This is a genomic window from Halomonas heilongjiangensis (assembly GCF_002879645.1).
GTDB lineage: Bacteria > Pseudomonadota > Gammaproteobacteria > Pseudomonadales > Halomonadaceae > Halomonas > Halomonas heilongjiangensis.
In genome coordinates, this window is the sequence record NZ_PNRE01000043.1 from 1 (window position 1) to 17,887 (window position 17,887).

General features: G+C 69.8%; 14 protein-coding genes. All 14 read right to left on the reverse strand.

Annotated features, from left to right (window positions below; translation table 11 throughout):
• On the reverse strand, positions 1 to 1,079 hold a 1,079-nt coding region (gene tssA, locus C1H66_RS09520; protein ID WP_102627652.1), incomplete at its 3' end, for a type VI secretion system protein TssA.
• Between the two features lie 10 nt (positions 1,080 to 1,089).
• Positions 1,090 to 1,737 carry a type VI secretion system-associated protein VasI gene (gene vasI, locus C1H66_RS09525; protein ID WP_102627653.1) on the reverse strand — a complete coding sequence of 216 codons (648 nt, stop codon included), beginning with the start codon at positions 1,735 to 1,737 and terminating at the stop codon, positions 1,090 to 1,092.
• Positions 1,734 to 3,338, reverse strand: coding sequence for a sigma-54 interaction domain-containing protein (locus C1H66_RS09530; protein WP_102627654.1), 1,605 nt, complete (start codon positions 3,336 to 3,338; stop codon positions 1,734 to 1,736). Before C1H66_RS09530 ends, vasI begins: the two co-directional genes overlap by 4 nt.
• 4 nt (positions 3,339 to 3,342) lie before the next feature.
• Positions 3,343 to 5,955 carry a type VI secretion system ATPase TssH gene (tssH, locus tag C1H66_RS09535; protein ID WP_102627655.1) on the reverse strand — a complete coding sequence of 871 codons (2,613 nt, stop codon included), beginning with the start codon at positions 5,953 to 5,955 and terminating at the stop codon, positions 3,343 to 3,345.
• Positions 5,956 to 5,963: 8 nt separating this feature from the next.
• On the reverse strand, positions 5,964 to 6,806 hold the full coding sequence (gene icmH / locus C1H66_RS09540) for a type IVB secretion system protein IcmH/DotU (protein WP_102627656.1): 843 nt from the start codon (positions 6,804 to 6,806) through the stop codon (positions 5,964 to 5,966).
• A gap of 3 nt (positions 6,807 to 6,809) precedes the next feature.
• Positions 6,810 to 8,144, reverse strand: a complete 1,335-nt coding sequence (gene tssK / locus C1H66_RS09545) for a type VI secretion system baseplate subunit TssK (RefSeq protein WP_102627657.1) — start codon at positions 8,142 to 8,144, stop codon at positions 6,810 to 6,812.
• Positions 8,144 to 8,683 (reverse strand): type VI secretion system lipoprotein TssJ, encoded by a 540-nt coding sequence (gene tssJ / locus C1H66_RS09550; protein WP_102627658.1) that lies wholly within the window; start codon positions 8,681 to 8,683, stop codon positions 8,144 to 8,146. Before tssJ ends, tssK begins: the two co-directional genes overlap by 1 nt.
• Positions 8,680 to 10,086, reverse strand: a complete 1,407-nt coding sequence (tagH, locus tag C1H66_RS09555) for a type VI secretion system-associated FHA domain protein TagH (protein WP_102627659.1) — start codon at positions 10,084 to 10,086, stop codon at positions 8,680 to 8,682. Before tagH ends, tssJ begins: the two co-directional genes overlap by 4 nt.
• A gap of 6 nt (positions 10,087 to 10,092) precedes the next feature.
• Entirely contained in the window at positions 10,093 to 11,109 is a 1,017-nt protein-coding gene (gene tssG / locus C1H66_RS09560) for a type VI secretion system baseplate subunit TssG (protein WP_102627660.1), read from the reverse strand.
• The gene (tssF, locus tag C1H66_RS09565) at positions 11,073 to 12,836 is read right to left on the reverse strand and encodes a type VI secretion system baseplate subunit TssF (protein ID WP_102627661.1); all 1,764 of its coding nucleotides are present in this window, start codon (positions 12,834 to 12,836) and stop codon (positions 11,073 to 11,075) included. The genes tssG and tssF overlap by 37 nt, the downstream gene beginning before the upstream one ends.
• Positions 12,837 to 12,866: 30 nt before the next feature.
• The gene (tssE, locus tag C1H66_RS09570; protein ID WP_102627662.1) at positions 12,867 to 13,292 is read right to left on the reverse strand and encodes a type VI secretion system baseplate subunit TssE; all 426 of its coding nucleotides are present in this window, start codon (positions 13,290 to 13,292) and stop codon (positions 12,867 to 12,869) included.
• Between the two features lie 15 nt (positions 13,293 to 13,307).
• Positions 13,308 to 14,789, reverse strand: a complete 1,482-nt coding sequence (tssC, locus tag C1H66_RS09575) for a type VI secretion system contractile sheath large subunit (RefSeq protein WP_102627663.1) — start codon at positions 14,787 to 14,789, stop codon at positions 13,308 to 13,310.
• Positions 14,790 to 14,851: 62 nt separating this feature from the next.
• Positions 14,852 to 15,361, reverse strand: a complete 510-nt coding sequence (tssB, locus tag C1H66_RS09580) for a type VI secretion system contractile sheath small subunit (protein ID WP_102627664.1) — start codon at positions 15,359 to 15,361, stop codon at positions 14,852 to 14,854.
• 608 nt (positions 15,362 to 15,969) lie between these two features.
• Positions 15,970 to 17,880, reverse strand: coding sequence for a 1-deoxy-D-xylulose-5-phosphate synthase (dxs, locus tag C1H66_RS09585; protein WP_102627715.1), 1,911 nt, complete (start codon positions 17,878 to 17,880; stop codon positions 15,970 to 15,972).
• Positions 17,881 to 17,887: the final 7 nt, after the last annotated feature.

Below are 17,887 nucleotides of genomic sequence, written 5' to 3' on the forward strand. Positions count from 1 at the left end.
AAGGGGCTGCCGTCGTTGAAGCTCAGCGCCTCCAGGCCGGGCAGCCGCGCGACGAAGCGGGCCGCCTCGTCGCGAATCGCCTCGGCGCAGCGCGGATGGCCGAGCCGCTCGGCCAGGGTCGCGCTCAGCCGATGCCCCTCGAGCCAGTAGGGGCTGACCGCCAGGCTGTTCTCGATGCGCCGCCACAACTCGGCGTCGCCGCCGCGGGCCAGGGCATCGCGGTAGTCCGCCACGCGGTCGGCGGCCACCGGCGCCAGCTCGGTGCGCCCGCCGTCGCGGGAGGCCGGCAGCGCCTGGATGGCGCCCCAGATCGCATGGCGGCGCAGCCGATAGCACAGCGCCTCCCCCGGTGACTGCTCGTCGAGGAAGTCGGCCATCTTGAGCAGCGCCTGGCGGTTACCGCGCTCGTTGCCGGCTTCCAGGCGCATCTCCGGCATCTTCGCCGCCGGCGGCGCCTCGTCACGGCCGCGCGTGGTGACGAGCGCCTCGCCGGCGGCACCGCGCCTGGTGGCCGCCGGCGCCGACGACGCCTGACGGGGCCGTGCCTGCTGCAGCTGACGGCGCAGCTCCACCAGGGCGTCGTCCGGCAACTGTCGATCCCGCGCGCCGGCCAGCAGCGCATCGAGGGCGGCCTGGCAGGCCTGGTGCTCGTCTTCCGCATTGCTGAAGTCGAGCGGCTCGGCGAGCGCCGCCGCCCGCTGGGTGAACTGGCGGAACAGGCGGGGCCGCAATCGCGCGCCCTTCGGCCCCTGGAAGGGGTAGGCCCGGTCCCACCACTGCTCGAGACTGCCCGCCAGCAGGTGCAGCGACAGGGCGAAACGCACGCCGTCGCCCCCGCGCTGCAGGCAGTGCAGCAGGTGGCCGAGCACCTTGAGGTCCTTGCCGGCCTGGCCGAGCAGTCTCGCCGCCCGCGCCTCGGCACCTTCCCAGTCGACCTCGCCATGCTGCAGCGAGCCGATCTTCATCATCTCCTCGTCGAGCCAGGCGTAGTCGCCGCTGTCGTCGAGAGGCCGGCCCACCCCGTCGGGTTCCAGGGGCGCCAGCAGGGGCGCCAGGTGCGCTTCACTGGTGATTCGCATGCCAGGCTCCTTACCAGCGACAGGCGTCGCGCAGCGGTTGTATGTGCCGACGCAGCTCCGAGAGCTCGAAGCGCAGGCCATCCAGCACGCCGAGGTCGCTGCCCAGCACCAGCTCGTCGGCGTCGAGCAGCTGACGCAGGGTGGCAATGGCCGGCAGGCCCCGGCCACCGCTGACCACGTAGCCGCCGTCGCGCACCCGCCACTCCTGCTGCTGCTCGCGGCCGGCGGCCACCAGGCGCAGCCGGGCACGCGGCGCGTTCACGGCCGTCGGCAGATGCAGCTGGAAACGGGTGATCGACTTCTCGCAGGCGATGACCAGTTGCGGGCGCGGCGGCACGCTGCCCAGTGCCGGCACGCTCATCAGCACGCCGTCGCTGCGCTCGCGCACCAGCAGGCCCATGTCGTCACCGTCCCGTGCCGCCTCCTGGGCGTTGATCGCATGCCACAGCGCCGACCGGGGATCACCGCCCGCCGATACGTCCTCGGCGGCCTGGAAGAGGGCGTCGTAGCACCCCAGCCGCTCCAGCCGCGAATCCAGCACGGCGCACTCGTGGGCGCTCTCCAGCAGCTCCTCGGCGGCCAGCGCGCCAACGCTGTTGAACAGCACCATGGCCAGCCCCAGCCACAGCGCCGGGCGAATCGTGAAGCTCACTCTCATTTGGCATCCAGTTCCAGCTGTCGGCACTTGTGTGCCAGGGTCCGCTTGGGCAGGCCGAGACTCTCGGCGGCCAGGGCGCGATTGCCGCCGAACAGCAGCAGGCGCTGGCGGATCAGGTCGGCCTCGTAGTCACGCAGGGCACGGCGCAGATCGTGCACCTTGCTCGCGGCCGCGGCCGCGTTGTCATCTCCGTCGGCACCGCTGCCCGGGGCCGTGTCCTCGGGCTCCGGCTGTCCGGGCAGGGCCAGGGGCTCGATATCGTCCCCCGGCCGGGTCATGGCACAGGCGTAGTCGATCAGGTTCTTCAGTTCGCGCACGTTGCCGGGGTAGTCGCGTTCGCGCAGCTGCCGCAGGGCGGCCGGGGTGATGCCGAGCTCGTCGCGCCCTTCACGGGCACTGAAATCGGCGGCGAAGGCCTCGGCCAGCCGGGCGATGTCCTCGCGCCGTTCGCGCAGCGGCGGCAGGGTCAGCGGGAACTGCCCCAGCCGGTAGTAGAGGTCGGCACGGAAGCGCTGGTCGCGAATCCGCTCGCGCAGCGGCTGGTGCGTCGCCGCCACCAGGCGCAGGTCGGCCTGGCGCTCCTCGCTGGCGCCCAGCGGGCGGTAGCGGCCGCTTTCCAGTACTCGCAGCAGCTTGGCCTGCAGCGGCAGCGGCATGTCGCCGATCTCGTCGAGGAACAGGGTGCCGCCGTCGGCCTGGCTGATCAGGCCCTCGCGGGCCTGGTCGGCCCCGGAGAAGGCGCCCCTGGCATGGCCGAACAGCTCCGACTCGAGCAGCGCTTCGGGAATGGCGGCGCAGTTGATCGCCATAAAGGGCCCGGCGTGACGGGCCGACAGCCGATGAAGGGCTCGCGCCACGCGATCCTTGCCGGTGCCGGTCTCGCCCTGCAGCAGCACCGCGAGGTTGGTCTCGGCGGCGCGCACGACCTGGCGGCGCAGCGTCTGCATGGCGGCCGACGTGCCCAGCAGGTCTTCCGCCAGCCGCTCGGCCAGGGCCTGGCGTCGTGCGCCATCGTTGAGCTGGGCCAGGGACTGGCGCAGCCGCGCCTCGCGGTGGCGCTCCCCCTGGTGGCGCGACAGCCGGGCCCACAGCCGGCACAGCAGCGATTCGAAGGCGGCGAACTCGGCATCCTCCGCGAGGCCCGCCAGCACGGTGTCATCGCCGGCCATGGCCAGGGCACCGAGCCACTCCCGCTCGCCGTCCAGGGCCCGCAGCGGGCGGACCTCGAGCTGCAGGGTGCCGGGCAGCGCGGCCACCTGGGCCTGGAAGTCCGGGTGGTCGAGCCGCGTGCGGGCCTCCGCCAGGCCCAGCCGCAACGGCTTGCCCTGGCGGATGGCGTGGGCATAGGGGTGGCGGAAGTCGTCACAGGCCAGCCGGGCGCCGTCGCCGTCGCTGCCCAGCCAGCGCCCGCTCTCCTCGAGGTAGAGGCAGGCCACCCAGGCGAGCCCCTGGCCGTCGCGCAGCAGCCCGCAGCCGCGCTCGCGCAGTTCGGCGGGCGTGGCGCTCTCGACCAGCGCCAGGGCCCTGGCCATGCCGACGAGGCCCGGCCCCGTCGGCTGGCCGCCCTCGTTACGCCGCCGGTCGATCGCCCTCACGCCCATGCCCTTACTCCACCTCCGCGGTAAAGGCGCCGCTGTCGGCCTCGACGCCCAGCGCCACGCGCGTCACCGGCTCGCGGCGCGCCATGCGATCGAGCAGGGCCCGGGAGACCGGCGGCAACAGTTCGCCGTCGATCACCGATTCGAGCATCCGCGCGCCGTTCTCGCTGCGGGTGGCCCGCAGGCAGATCGCGTCGGCCAGCGCCGGGTCGAGGACCACCTCGGCCTGGCGATGACGCTCGCGAATGCGCTGGCCCAGGGTGTCGAGCTTGGCGAGCACGATGTCGCGCAGGGTGTCGGCGCCCAGCGGGACATAGGGGACCACCTCCATGCGCGCCAGCAGCGCCGGCTTGAAGAAGTCCGCCAGCACCGGGTAGAGCGCCTCGTCCAGGGCCGCAGGGTCGTCGGCATGAGCCACGATGGCTTCAAAGCCGAGGTTCGAGGTGAGGAAGAACACCACGTTCCGGCAGTCGATCAGCCGCCCTTCGCCGTCGGCCAGCTCGCCCTTGTCGAAGGCCTGGTAGAAGAGGTTGAGCACGTCCGGGTGGGCCTTCTCGACCTCGTCGAGCAGTACCACCGAGTAGGGGCGCTGGCGGATCGCCTCGGTCAGCAGGCCGCCCTCGCCGAAGCCCACGTAGCCCGGCGGCGAGCCGATCAGCCGCGAGACGGTGTGCTTCTCCTGGTACTCGGACATGTTGATGGTGGTCAGGAACTGGCGGCCGCCGTAGAGGCCTTCGGCGATCTGCACCACGGTCTCGGTCTTGCCCACCCCGCTGGGGCCGACCAGCAGGAAGGCGCCCAGCGGCCGGCCCGGGCGACGCAGGTCGGCGCGGGCGGTGAGCAGGTGGCGATGGACGCGGGCGATGGCCAGCTCCTGGCCCTGCACCAGCCGGCCCAGGGTCTCGGGCAGCTCGGTGAGACGGGTCAGCTCGTCGCTGGTCATGCGCTCCACCGGCACCCCGGTCCAGTCGCCGATGACCTGGGCGATCTGCGCCTCCTCGACGCTGGCGTTGACCAGCGCGAACTCCTGCTGCAGGTCGCTGAGCCTCGCCTCCTGCTCGACCAGCGCCGCCCGCAGGCTGTCGTGGTCGGCCTCGTCGGCCTCGTCGTCGAGCAGTTGGCGGTGCAAGGCCAGGATCGCATCGACACAGTCGCGCTGGGCCTGCCAGGCATGCTCCAGCGTGGCCAGCTCGTCGTCGAGGCGGGCCAGCCGCTCCTCCAGCTCGGCCAGGTGGGCCGCGTCCGGGCGGCGCCCGAGCTGCGTCTCGCGGTCGAGCTGGTCGCGCTCGCGCCGGGCGGCCAGGTGCTCGCTCTTGAGGTGGCTGAGCCGGCGCGGCGGGGTGTCCAGCGCCTGGGAGAGCCGCGCGCAGGCGGTATCGAGGACGTCGATACCCTTGTCGGGCAGCTTGCGGCCGGCCAGGTAGCGGGCCGAGAGTTCGGCGGCGGCACGCAGCCCGCTGTCGCCGACCAGCACCCCGTGGGCGCGCTCGTAGACGTCGCGCAGGCCGCGCAGGATCACCAGCGCCTGCTCGACGCTGGGCTCGGACAGCGCCACCGGCTGGAAACGCCGCGACAGCGCCGGGTCCTTCTCGAAGTACTTCTTGTACTCGCGCCAGGTGGTGGCGGCGATGGTACGCAGCTCGCCCCGCGCCAGGGCCGGCTTGAGCAGGTTGGCGGCGTCGCCGCCGCCTTCCGTGTTGCCGGCGCCGATCAGGGTGTGGGCCTCGTCGATGAACAGCAGGGTCGGCCGCGGGGCGTTCTTGACCTCGTCGATCACCGCCTTGAGGCGCTTCTCGAACTCGCCCTTGACCGCGGCACCGGCCTGCAGGGCGCCGAGGTCGAGCGCCAGCAGCTCGACGTCGGCCAGCGCCGCCGGCACCTCGCCGGCCACGATGCGCGCGGCGAGCCCCTCGACCACCGCGCTCTTGCCGACCCCGGCGTCGCCGATGACGATGGGGTTGTTCTTGCGCCGGCGGCCGAGGATGTCGAGCATCTGGTCGATCTCCGGGTCACGGCACAGCACCGGGTCGAGCTCGCCGCGCCGCGCCTGATCGGTCAGCGAGGTGGCGAAGCGGGCCAGGGCGCTGTCGCCCTGGCTCGCGCCGGGCTGGCGGCGACCCGCGCTTGGCTCCTGATCCCGGGGCGCCTCGGCGGAGTCCCGGGTCAGCCGCTCGAAGTCGCGGCGCAGGCTCTCGCGGTTGATCTCGGCCAGCAGCGCGGCGCTCTTCGGCCCCAGGTAACGGCCGCTGTTGTGCAGCAGGGCGGTGAAGATCATCCCGCTGCGCAGGGCCTCGTGGGCGAACTCGGTGGTCGCCAGCAGCCAGGCGTCCTGCAGCAGCTCGACCAGCAGCGGCGAGAAGCTCGGCGTGGCCACCTCGAGGTCGCGCGGCGGCCGCGACTCCTCGGCGAGCCGGGCGCGCAGGTCGAGGGCCTCGATGCCCTGCCCGTCGAGCAGGCAGCGCAGGTCGCACAGCGGCTGGTCGATCAGCGCCTGGAGCAGGTGGCCGACGGTGACCTCCGGGGCCTGCTGCTCGGCGCACAGGAGCGCGGCCTGTTCGAGCCCCTGGCGGGAGATGGCGTTGAGTCGGCCGATGAGTGCCGGAAGCTCTACCCTGAGCATGGTGTCTCCTAACGGTAAATCTGATCGAGTAGGGCGCCGACCTGGGCCGCCTGCTGGTCCAGCGACCACGAGAACCCCAGATAGGCCCCCACCATGGCCGCGCCGAACAGCGCGAATACCCCCCACACCGGCAGGCCCCGGCCGTGGCGCCGGCGCCCCGGCACCACGTTGTCGAGCGGCCGGGTCAGCATGTCGTCGGGGGTATCGCCGAGCGCCGCGAGCTGGTCACCCAGGGCGCGCACCACGTGCTCGTACTCCTCGCGGCCATGGGTCATGACCCGGTAGCGGCCCTCGAAGCCCAGGCACAGGCAGAGGTAGATGAAGGCCAGCATGTCGCGATAGCGCTGCGGCTCCTGCTGCAACCGGGAGAGGATCGAGAAGACCTTCTCGCCCCCCCAGGTCTCGTTGTGGAAGCGGGTCAGCAGCGAGTGCTCCGCCCACTTGCTCTGCTGCCCCCAGGCGGTACCCATCACGGCTTCGTCGATGAACGAGCAGAGCACATAGCGGTACGCCAGCAGGGTCGGTCGGTCGTAGCCCTGCTCGGTGAGCTCGATCTCGATCGCCGAGACCTCGTCGACCACCTGGCGATAGAGCCGCTCGATGTCGCCCATGGTGTCGAGCTGGCGCACCCGCACCACCATGCCCAGCAGCGAGCTGGCGGCATCCACCAGCGGGTTGAGGTTGTGGCCGCGCAGGCGGAACCAGTAGTCCTCGTCGGCGTCCAGGTGCTCGGCATGGCTATGGATCAGCCGCTCCAGCCCCCGCTCGTTGATGCGATCCTCGTGGCGGGTGGGGGAGTAGCGGTCGATGGCACCGGCATCGGGGTCGAATTGCGTGGCAAGATCTTGCATGGCTTAGCTCCTGATCGCCCAGAACTGCATTTCCAGGCCGGGAAATTCGCCCGCCACGTGGAAGGCGAAACCGCTGGCGCCGTCGAGCATGCTCCAGGCCTGGCTCTGACGGTCGAGCCGGAAGTAGCTGTAACCGGCGTGATAGGGCAGCTCGCGTGGCGCCACCGGCAGCGGCTCCAGCGGCACCCCCGGCAGTTGCAGGCTGATGAGGTCGCGGATGCGCTCGACGCTGGCCACCTTGGTCTGCTGCAGGAACAGCTTGCGCAGCCGCTCGTTGGGCATGTCGGCGCGTACCGCGAGGATGAAGTCGGCGTCCTCGAGCAGCCCCGCATCCGACAGCGGCGCGACCAGCAGGCCATAGCGGCGCGCCTGCAGCTGGATCGCCAGGGCCCGTGGCTCGAGCACCGTCGACAGCGCCTGGCGCAGGCCCTGCATCAGCATGCGGAAGGCGCGCTCGGGGTGGTCGTGGTCGTAGGCCGGGTACTCCGGCGGCAACCGCGACTCGTCGGTGAAGGTGACCAGCTCGCTGGCGGTCTCGAGCATGGTGTCGAAGAGCCGCTCCGGGTGCAGCTGCCCGAGGCGTGCCAGGTGCTGGAAGCGTGGCTGGGCCCGGTTGAGCAGCTGCAGCAGCATGAAGTCGGAGACGTCGGCTACCCCGGTCTGGTGAGGCGTCGAGAGGCGTTGGGCGATGTTGCGCGCCCGCTCGCGCATCAGGCCGGCCATCTCGCCGACGAAGCGTTGCAGGGAGGGCGCCGCCTGGACGTTGAGCAGGGTCGGCAGGAACTGCTCGTCGAGCACCAGGCTGCCGTCGGGGCGCCGCTCGACGATGCGCGCCACCGCCAGGCAGGCGTAGGCGCTGCGGTCGTCGCGCTCGAGCAGCAGGCGGGGGGCGACCTGCGCCACGTCGAGCTCGGTGCTGTCGCCGTCGCGGGAGTGCAGGTCGCGCACGCCGCGCTGGGAGAGCCGATAGCGCGCCGGCAGGTCGTCGCCGGGCCAGCGCACCTCGCCCACCGCGTCGGTGGCCAGCGGCAGGCCCAGGTAGACGATCTGGTTGGTGATGCCCGGGTCGTCGATCTCCAGCGGCTGCGGTTCGATGTCGTCGTCGGGCAGTTGGAAGGCGGTGCCGTCCGGCATCACCCCGCTGGCACGACTGATGGCGATCCGCCCGAAGCTCAGGAACTCGGCGTTGAGCTCCAGCATCAAAAAGCCGTGGAGGTAGTGGCTGACGCCACGCAGGCGGGCATCGAGCAGCCCCTCCAGGCTGCGCTGCTGCTGCTGGAAGTGCTGCGGCTTGATGAACAGCCCTTCGCTCCATACCACTCGGTTGCGGCTGGCCATCAGTCTTCCTTCCTCAGCTCGGCCTCGAGCTCACGCAGTTGCACCAGCAGGTGGTAGTCACCGCCCTGGGCATCGATCTTGACCACCTTCTTCCACTGGGCCTGATCGGGGGCGCTGTAGAAGGCGATGATGCCGATGTAGCGCGTCTGTTCGTCGACCTCGAAGGGCTCGTAGAACTTCCACTGCCCGGGCAGCAGGGTGAAGTCGTCATGGGTCAGGTAGTTGGTGCCCAGGGCCTCCTCGAGGTCGTCGCGCAGTTGGTCATGGTCGGCGGCCATCAGCATGGAGTCGTCCTTGAGCTGCAGGATCTGGAAGCGCAGCGGCGTGCCGTCGCCGTCGACGTTGGGGTTGACCCCGGGCTCGGCGACCATGGCGAGGTCGACCCGGGTCGGCCGCGTCTCGGGATAGCCCACCGGGATCGCGGGATCCTTCATGACCTGCCAGGTCTTGCCGGCCGCTTCACGGGTCGAGGCACAGCCGCCGAGCAGCAGCGCCGCCACGACCACCCACAGCCAGGCCAGTTGTCGAGTCGTGCTCATGCGCCCTCCCGCTGCTGGCGGCGCACCGACTGGTCGTAGGCCTGCTCGAAGACCTCCCAGAACAGCTTGGCGAAGCCCTGCTGTCGGCCGGAGTTCAGCTCCTGGTAGTAGTGGCGATACATCTCCCAGGCCCAGCCCCCCTCGTCCTCGAGGCGGTTACCGGCACCGCGGTAGGCATGGAAGCGCTTGAGCAGGGCGTCGGGCGCGAAGGCGTCGAGAATCGACTGCAACGCCTGGCCGATGGCCTCCTCGACCGCCGCCTGGTGCTGCCCCTGGTGGGCCAGGCACTCGGCCACGGCCGCCGGTGCCGAGAGATGCACCGGACTGCGCCGGGCGGAGAACAGCGTCTCCACGGTCTCGCCGTAGGGCTGCCCCAGGCGCAGGGGGTTGTCCTCGATGGGCTGCAAGCGCCGATCGCGCAGCGGATAGCGGCTGTCGTCCTGGGCCTGGTGCAGCGCCTGCAGGCCATCGATGGCGGCGCGCAGGGTATTGCCGGCCTCCTCGAGGAAGGCCTGCTGCTCTTCGCTGTCGCGGAAGCGCAGGTCGGCGCCCAGGGCACGCAGCAGGGGATCCGCGCCGACATGCCCGGTGGCGACCGGCGTCGCCTCCTGCCAGCGGTCCTCGAGTTGCTCGCCGACCGAGCGTTCCAGGTCGTTCAGCAGCCGTTCATCCATTTCCCTGTTCATCTCCGTGGTGTCCTCGTGTCGTCGAATCGTCGGCTCGGTGCGCACCGTCTCGTGCCGGCCCCGTGGGTGATAGTCCGCTGCCACCGTGGTCGCGCCTTCCAGCTCGTCGAGCAGGGGATCGGTGAAGTCGATCGCCTCCTCGTCGGGGTGCTCCAGGGCGGTGAGCGGGTCGCGATGGCTGGCACCGGGCGTCGCTTCGCCGAGCGCCTCCAGGGGGTCGTCATGCCGCGGCGGCGCCAGGCCCGCCGCCGACGAGGCCTGGACCAGCGGCATGCCCTGCCCCGCCAGCGCCTCCTGCTCCTCGTTGATCAGCGCCGTCAGCGGCTGGGCCCCGGGCTGACTGGCCTGGCGATCGCCGAGGTGCACCCGCAGGTGATACTCGCCGAGGCGCAGCTCGTCGCCGTCGCGCAGGGCGACCCGCCGGTCACGGCCGAGCGGCAGGGTGGCGTGGTTGATGAAGGTATGGCCGCTGCGGTCGATCAGGCAGAAGCGGCCGTCCTGGCGCTGGATCTGGGCGTGACCGGGGCGGATGCGCCCGGCATGGTCCTGCAGCAACCAGTCGTCGCCCGCCCCGCTGCCCAGGGAGCCCCCGGCCTCGTGGAAGACGTGGCTGCTGGTGGAGCGGCCTTCCAGGCGCTCGCTGTTGATGACCACCAGGGTGATGGCCGTGTGGGCAGTGGCATGGCGCTCGGTGGCATGAGGGTAAGCGGCTTGCATGGGCGTTCAGCCTGTCATCTGGATGCGTACCCGGCGGCGCCTGGAGGCATCACCGGACTCGGGGTCGACGAAGGTGGTCCAGCCGAGCTGGCAGCTGCCGGCTTCGCCCAGGCGCATCGGTCGCACGGCACTGGGCAGCAGCTCGAGCTCCAGGTCGTAGGCCAGCGGCTCGCGCAGCACGAAGTCCACCAGGGTCCTGAGCGGCGCGTGTTCGCCCCCGTCGGGCAGGAAGTCGCGGAAGCGCTCGAGGCTCAGGCCCCTCAGGCAGAGCGCGAACTTGCCGCCGATGTCGGCGACGCGTTCACCGGCGATCATGTCCTCGCCCAGCGTCATCGCCGACCTGCCGGAGCGGCTGCGCTGGTCCTCGGGAATGTCGACCCAGCGGTGGACCCACTCCTCGAGGTGGACGTCGTCGAGGTCGAAGCAGTGGCCAACGATGCTGCACACCACCTCCGGCGAGCGCGACCGCCCCGCCAGCAGGCCGGCGTAGGCGAGCATCTTGCTCCAGTTGATCGGCGTCTCGCCGCGCAGCTCGCTGTCGGCCAGCCCCACCAGGGCGAAGATGGCGGCGGAGAAGCCGTCGCTGGCGCCATCCTGGTAGCGCACATAGTGGCGATACTTGCGCCAGGCGCGATGGACCAGGGTCAGCAGGCGATGATTGAAGAAATCGAGGAAGTCGCCGGCGGCGCCCTCGTGGTGCGCGGCGTCGTGGGCAAGGCTCTCGAGGTAGTAGCCGGGCAGCGGCGACTGGGCCCCCTGCAGCCCGAGGAAGCTGACTTCCAGCTCGTAGCCACCGGCGGCACCGGGCGCCAGGGCCACCACGTCGCTGCCGGGGAAGCCCAGCGACGCCGACGCCTTGTAACGCACCCGTTCGGGCACGCTACCGCCACCACCACCTTCGAGATCATCGTCGTGGTGGCGATGCAGCAGCTCGACGAGCTGGTAGAAGTCGTAGCGTCGGGCCCCCTCGAGCAGGGCCGCCGGCGCTACATCAGCGGCTGCTGGCCCGACTGCAAGGTCCATGTGTAGCGCTCACGGTTGTGTCGATTGATGACGTGCAGTTCGTGGAACGAGTTGATGCTGGCGTAGAGCGAGAAGAACCGTGCCAGCACGCTGCCGAACAGGTAGAGGCTGCCCTCGTCGCCGAAGGCCTCCTGATCGAGGGTCATGACCGAGCGCAGCCCCCGTATCGGCAGGCCGCGCTTGAGTCGGTCGATGGATTGCGTCTCGATGGCGGCGATGCCCGCCAGGCGCATCTGGGAGACGCGCTCCGCCTGGCGGTCGACCAGCGCCCGGAAGTCGTAGGCGCGCAGCACCGAGCAGAGCGCGTCCCGCTCGAGCAGCGACAGGTAGTTGAGCGACAGGTTGGAGATCAGCGTCCACAGCAGGCTGCCGTCGAGGGTCGGCCGCAGGGCCGGTGTCGGCCGGGTGATGTTGCGAAAGTCGGCGTGCACGGGGCTGCTCTCGGTGGACACGCAGACATCGCCCACGGTCAGCCGCTCGGGCAGCTCGCGGTTGCTGCAGGTCAGCCGCAGCGAGATGGTCTCGCGCATGCCGAGGCACGCCCGTTCGTCGCCGCGCACGAAGGCGATGTCGTGATCGAAGCCGTCGCCGCGCAGGCTGTCGCGCACCCGCACCCGGTAGTAGAGCGCCTGGCGGTCGCGATCGCGCTCGATCTGGTGCTGGAAGCTCTCGAACGGCACATAGGTGCGCGGCTCGCCGCGCACCTTGCCGGACTCGCTTTCCAGCCAGCCGTTGACCGCATCGACGCTGAACACCTCGTAGTGCGACGGGACGCGACTGCTGGGGCGAATGCGGTACTCGCTGCGCTCGCCGCTCAGGTCGATGGGATCGGCGTCGTGGGAGAACAGGTTGATGGCCGGCGTGCAGTAGAGCGCCAGGTGCTCGTCGCGCACCCGGGCATCGGCCGGCAGGGTGCGCGAGAAGACGAAACGCAGCGTCAACCGTCGCGCCTGACGCGCGGGCAGGTGGCGGCCCAGCGAGGCCAGGTCGATGAAGTGGAAGGCCTCGGGGAAACAGAGGTACTCCTGCAGGATGCGGTAGCCCTGGTAGGCGTTGCGCGGATAGGGCAGCAGGGCGTGCTCGCGCTCGAAGCCCACCGGCCGCAGCAGGCTGCCCGGCAGCGACAGGCGCTCGCCGTCGACCTCGAGCTCGAGGCGCGACAGGTAATGGCTCATCCACAGGTAGAGGCTGCGGGCCGTGTAGCCGTTGCCGCCCAGGTGCAGGCGCAGGTCGTCGATGCCCAGCTCATCGAGCGGCTGGTCGCTGTGCACGTCGAGATTCAGCTCGACGACCGAGGCCTCGCGGGAGTGGCGCGCCTCGACGCCGGCGTGCTCGAGGGGGTAGAGCGCCACCTCGTGGCAGGTACGGAAGCGGCAGGCCGTGCCGTCCACCGGCAGGCACCCCAGCGAGGTGCCCTCCGCGACACGCTGGCAGGCGCTCAGGGCGTGCCATTTCGGCGTGAACTGCACCACCGTCATGCTCGGTACCGGGCGCAGGTAGTTGGGCCACAGCATGCCGATCAGCGAGTGGGTCAGCTCGGGGAACTCGTCCTCGACCTTCTCGCGCATGCGACCGGTCAGGAAGGCGAAGCCCTCCAGCAGGCGCTCGACATCCGGATCGGTGCTGCGTTCGGAGAGGAAGCGGCTGAGGCCGGGGTTGGCGTCGGCGAACTCCCGCCCCTGCCGCTTCAGAAAGTCGAGCTCGTCCCGGTAGTAGCGATTGAGCATGCGCGCCTCGTTCCCTGGGTGCTTAGGTGCTCAGTTCAGGCACTGGTAGCGTTTGTCGTTGAGCAGCAGATCGATGGTGGTCTGAGCGTTGTCCCGGCCAAGATCCAGGGTCGCGTGAACCTGGAAGCGCAGTTGCAGGGGGTCGCCGCCATGGGGCAACGACTCGACCTCCACCCGTTGCACGCGAGGCTCGAAACGCTCGATGCACTGGCGAATGGCGCGCTGGATATTGAGTTCCAGATCGAGCACACCGACGGTGGCATCGTTGAAGTCCAGCAGCCCCAGCTCCGGCGCGCACTCGCTGTGCCCCGGGTGGCTGTTGAGCAGGTCGACGAGATGACGCTTGATGGACGCGACGGTGTCGGCAAGGCTCGCTTCGCCCCCTGGCTCGGCCGGCTGTCCGGCCAGGCGCTCGAACAACCGGTTGCCGAGCACGCCACCACGGTGAAGGGTCATGGCAGCGGCACTCCCTTACTCCTTGTCGAGGCGTCCCACCAGCGACAGCTCGAAATTGGCGCCCATGTACTTGAAGTGCGGGCGCACCGCCATGGAGACCTGATACCAGCCCGGGTCACCCTCGACGTCCGAGACCTGGATCGAGGCGGCCCGCAGCGGACGACGGCTGCGCACCTCGGCCGGCGGGTTCTCCTGGTCGGCGACGTACTGGCGGATCCAGGCGTTGAGCTCGCGCTCGAGATCCTGACGCTCCTTCCAGGAGCCGATCTGCTCGCGCTGCAGCACCTTGATGTAGTGCGCCAGGCGATTGATGATGAACATGTAGGGCAGCTGGGTGCCGAGCTTGAAGTTGGTCTCGGCGGCCTTGCCCTCGGCGGTGTTGGGGAAGACCTTGGGCTTCTGCACCGAGTTGGCGGAGAAGAAGGCGGCGTTGTCGCTGCCCTTGCGCATGGTCAGCGAGATGAAGCCCTCCTCGGCCATCTCGAACTCGCGGCGATCGGTGACCAGCACCTCGGTGGGAATCTTGGCCTGCAACTGGCCCAGCGCCTCGTAGGTGTGCACCGGCAGGTTCTCGACGGCGCCTCCGCTCTGGGGGCCGATGATGTTGGGGCACCAGCGGTACTTGGCGAAGCTGTCGGTGAGCCGCTCGGCGAGCAGGTAGGCGGTGTTGCCCCACAGGTAGTGCTCGTGGTCCTCGCTCACCGTCTCACGATAGTTGAAGCTCTTGACCGGGTTCTCGACCGGGTCGTAGGGCATGCGCAGCAGGAAGCGCGGTGCGGTGAGCCCCAGGTAGCGGGCATCCTCGGACTCGCGCAGGCTGCGCCAGCGGGCGTACTTCGGGCCCTCGAAGATGGCCTTGAAGTCCTTGATGTTGGGCAGCTCCTCGAAGCTGTCGATGCCGAAGAAGCTCGGCGCCACCGAGGAGAGGAAGGGGGCATGGGCCATGGCCCCCACGGCCGAGGTGTACTGCAGCAGCTTGATGTCCGGGGTCGACGGCGAGAAGTCGTAGTGACCGATGATGCCGGCCACCGGCTCACCGCCGAACTGGCCGTACTCCGCCGCATAGACGTGCTGGTAGAGCCCGCTCTGGCTGAGCTCGGGCGCGAACTCGAAGTCCTCGAGCAGCTCGCCCTTGGTGGCATGCAGCAGGTCGAGCTTGATGTTCTCGCGAAAGTCGGTGCGATCGACCAGCAGCTTGAGGCCGCGCCAGGCCGACTCGAGCTGCTGGAAGCCCTGCTCGTGGAGGATCTCGTCCACCTGACTGCCGATCTTGCGGTCCAGTTCGACGATCATGCGGTCGACCACCGACTTGTTGACCTGGGGCGCATCGCTGTCGCTTTGCAGCAGCTCGGCGATGAACGCCGCCACGCCCTGCCTGGCGATGTCGTAGCCTTCATCGGCCGGCGCCATGCGGGTCTGCGCCATCACCTGATCGAGAAGGGAGTCTTCGGCCCGGGCCTCGGCGGCCTGACCCTGCGTTTGTGCCGTATCGCTCATGAAATTGCCTCGCGTCCTTATGCCTGGCTAGCGTCGCCTGCCGTCACCCGCTCGATGCGGTATCAGGCATCACCCTTGTCGTTCGTATCGAGCAACTCGAGCTCCGAGAGCAGCTGCTGGCGCGCCTCATCGCTCTCCAGCAGTTTCTGTAGCCGATCACGGAAGGCCGGCACATTGCCCAGCGGCCCCTTGAGGGCGACCAGGGCCTCGCGAAGCTCGACCAGCTTGCGCAATTCCGGCACCTGGCGCGCCACGCTGTCGGGGGCGAAGTCGTCCAGTGACTTGAAGGCGAGGTTCACCGCCAGGTCGGTGGGCTCGTCGCCCTCGGCGAGGCGATTGGGCACCGACGCCTGCAGGCCGAGGCCCGCCTCGCGCATCACCGACTGGAAGTTGTTCTTGTCCACCGAGACCTTGTCGCGCTCCTCGATCGGGGTCTCTTCGGCCCCGCCCTTGAAGTCCCCCACCACCAGCAGCTTGAGCGGCAGCTCGGTTTCCGCCTGCTGATCGCCGGTGGCCGGCACATACTTGATGTTGATGCGCTCTTTCGGCGCAACGGTCCCTTCCTTTGCCATGGCGGAGCTCCCTGACGTACCCGCTTTTCATTCGAACGATGCCACGCCGGACGGCTCCGATTGCCGGACAGCCACGAACGGGGGAGACGCCACCGCCGTGTTGCTGCCCGAGACGGACGAACCGGCGGATGCGCATCACGGCACACGCCGGTGACCGGCCCATGCCCAAGCATCGTCAAGATTGCTGTTAATGAGGCGTGAGGGTAATCACACAGGGAGTGGATGCCAAACGGGGGCAACGGCAGGTCGCGGGGCTTGCGGGCTCCCCCCCGCGACCATCGTTCTTGTCGGGAATGGCCTGCAAAATGCTGCAAAAGATCGCCTACGGCCTTCAATTGTTCCGTTCTGGAACATGGGGAAAACCGCTTGATTACAGGCTTTGTAGGAAATCGTCTACACGAATATAAGAAATTGCCGCCACTCAAACTCAGCCATGACGCCGCCGGATTCCGCCCGGGGAGCCATCGGAGGCCACCCGACACGGCAGTCAGCGGAGAAAAGCACACGGGCAGCACGACGGCCGGAAGCGGACCGGCAGACGACTGACAAGGGGGAAGAAACAGGACCGGGACGGATCATCGCCCACCCCGGGCCGGAGCAGGGGAGCGTCAGGGCAGGCGGGCGCGGATCGACGCCTCGATGCCGTCGGCATCCAACCCGCACTCGGCGAGCAGCTCGACCGGCTTGCCGTGCTCGACGAAGGCGTCGGGCAGCCCCAGGTTGAGCACTTCCACCTGCACGCCCTCGGCGACCAGCAGCTCGTTGACCGCGCTCCCGGCGCCACCGGCCACCACGTTCTCCTCCAGGGTCACCAGCAGGTCGTGGTCGTCGGCCGCGGCGAGCACGGCGTCACGGTCCAGCGGCTTGATGGAGCGCATGTTGAGGTGGGTAGCATCCAAGGTTTCGGCGACCGCCGCCGCCGGGCCATTGAGGCTGCCGAAGGCCAGCAGGGCGACCCGGCTGCCCCGGCGGCGCAACTCGGCCTTGCCGATCGCCAGCGGCTCCAGGTGCCCGGGGATCTCCACCCCGGGGCCGCTGCCGCGGGGGTAGCGCACCGCGGCGGGGCCGGGATGGTGGTAGGCGGCGCTGAGCATGGCGCGGCACTCGGCCTCGTCGGCCGGCGCCAGCACCACCAGGCCCGGCACGCAGCGCAGGTAGGAGAGGTCGAGACTGCCATGGTGGGTGGGGCCGTCCTCCCCCACCAGGCCGGCGCGGTCGATGGCGAAGGTGACGTCGAGCTCCTGCACCGCCACGTCGTGGATCAACTGGTCGTAGCCACGCTGCAGGAAGGTCGAGTAGATCGCCACCACCGGCTTCATGCCCTCGCAGGCCAGGCCGGCGGCCAGCGTCACCGCATGCTGCTCGGCGATCGCCACGTCGTAGTAGCGCCCGGGATGCTCCTGGGAGAAGCGGATCAGGTCGGATCCCTCGCGCATCGCCGGGGTGATGCCGATCAGCCGCTCGTCGGCGGCCGCCATGTCGCACAGCCAGTCGCCGAACACGTTGCAGTACTTGAGTTTCTTCTTGACCGGCGCGGCTGGTTTGAGCGGCGGCGGGGTGCCGCCGTGCTTCTCGAGCTCGTTCTTTTCCAGCTTCGTGATGGCGTGGTAGCCGATCGGATCGGCCTCGGCGGGCAGGAAGCCCTTGCCCTTGCGGGTCTTCACATGCAGGAACTGCGGGCCCTCCATGTCACGCATGTTGCGCAGGGTCTGCACCAGCAGCGGCAGGTCGTGACCGTCGATGGGGCCGATGTAGTTGAAGCCCATCTCCTCGAAGAGCGTCGCCGGGCTGACCATGCCCTTCATGTGTTCTTCCGTGCGCCGCGCCAGCTCGAGGGCACCGGGCAGGTGGGAGAGCACCTTCTTGCCGCCTTCGCGCATGGTGGTGTAGGGCTTGCTGGCCAGGATCCGCGCCAGGTAGCTGGCGATGCCGCCGACGTTCTCGGAGATCGACATCTCGTTGTCGTTGAGCACCACCAGCAGGTTGGCATCGACGTGACCGGCATGGGCCAGGGCCTCGAAGGCCATGCCGGCGGTCAGTGCGCCGTCGCCGATCACCGCACAGACCCGGCGCTGCTCGCCGCGGGTGCGGGCGGCCAGGGCCATGCCCAGCGCCGCCGAGATCGAGGTGCTGGAGTGCCCCACGCCGAAGGTGTCGTACGCGGACTCGGCCCGCCTCGGGAAGGCCGCCAGGCCGCCGTACTGGCGAATCCGCTGCATGGCCTCCCGCCGCCCGGTGAGGATCTTGTGCGGGTAGGCCTGGTGCCCCACGTCCCATACCAGGCGGTCGTGGGGCGTCTCCAGCGCCTGATGCAGGGCCACGGTGAGCTCCACCACGCCGAGGCCCGCACCGAAGTGCCCGCCACTCACCCCCACGCTGTAGAGCAGGTAGGCGCGCAGCTCGTCGGCCACCTGCAGCAGCTGTGTCATGGACATGGCGCGCAGGGAGGCCGGCGTTTCCAGGGTGTCGAGCAGCGGCGTGGCCGGACGCTCGACGGGAATGTCATCGAACAGCTTCATGGGGGTC

Excerpts from the sequence above, each read along its gene's own strand:
- vasI (WP_102627653.1), bottom strand. The coding sequence starts at position 1,737 with ATGAGAGTGAGCTTCACGATTCGCCCGGCGCTGTGGCTGGGGCTGGCC.
- C1H66_RS09530 (WP_102627654.1), bottom strand. The coding sequence starts at position 3,338 with ATGGGCGTGAGGGCGATCGACCGGCGGCGTAACGAGGGCGGCCAGCCG.
- tssH (WP_102627655.1), bottom strand. The coding sequence starts at position 5,955 with ATGCTCAGGGTAGAGCTTCCGGCACTCATCGGCCGACTCAACGCCATC.
- icmH (WP_102627656.1), bottom strand. The coding sequence starts at position 6,806 with ATGCAAGATCTTGCCACGCAATTCGACCCCGATGCCGGTGCCATCGAC.
- tssK (WP_102627657.1), bottom strand. The coding sequence starts at position 8,144 with ATGGCCAGCCGCAACCGAGTGGTATGGAGCGAAGGGCTGTTCATCAAG.
- tssJ (WP_102627658.1), bottom strand. The coding sequence starts at position 8,683 with ATGAGCACGACTCGACAACTGGCCTGGCTGTGGGTGGTCGTGGCGGCG.
- tagH (WP_102627659.1), bottom strand. The coding sequence starts at position 10,086 with ATGCAAGCCGCTTACCCTCATGCCACCGAGCGCCATGCCACTGCCCAC.
- tssG (WP_102627660.1), bottom strand. The coding sequence starts at position 11,109 with ATGGACCTTGCAGTCGGGCCAGCAGCCGCTGATGTAGCGCCGGCGGCC.
- tssF (WP_102627661.1), bottom strand. The coding sequence starts at position 12,836 with ATGCTCAATCGCTACTACCGGGACGAGCTCGACTTTCTGAAGCGGCAG.
- tssE (WP_102627662.1), bottom strand. The coding sequence starts at position 13,292 with ATGACCCTTCACCGTGGTGGCGTGCTCGGCAACCGGTTGTTCGAGCGC.
- tssC (WP_102627663.1), bottom strand. The coding sequence starts at position 14,789 with ATGAGCGATACGGCACAAACGCAGGGTCAGGCCGCCGAGGCCCGGGCC.
- tssB (WP_102627664.1), bottom strand. The coding sequence starts at position 15,361 with ATGGCAAAGGAAGGGACCGTTGCGCCGAAAGAGCGCATCAACATCAAG.
- dxs (WP_102627715.1), bottom strand. The coding sequence starts at position 17,880 with ATGAAGCTGTTCGATGACATTCCCGTCGAGCGTCCGGCCACGCCGCTG.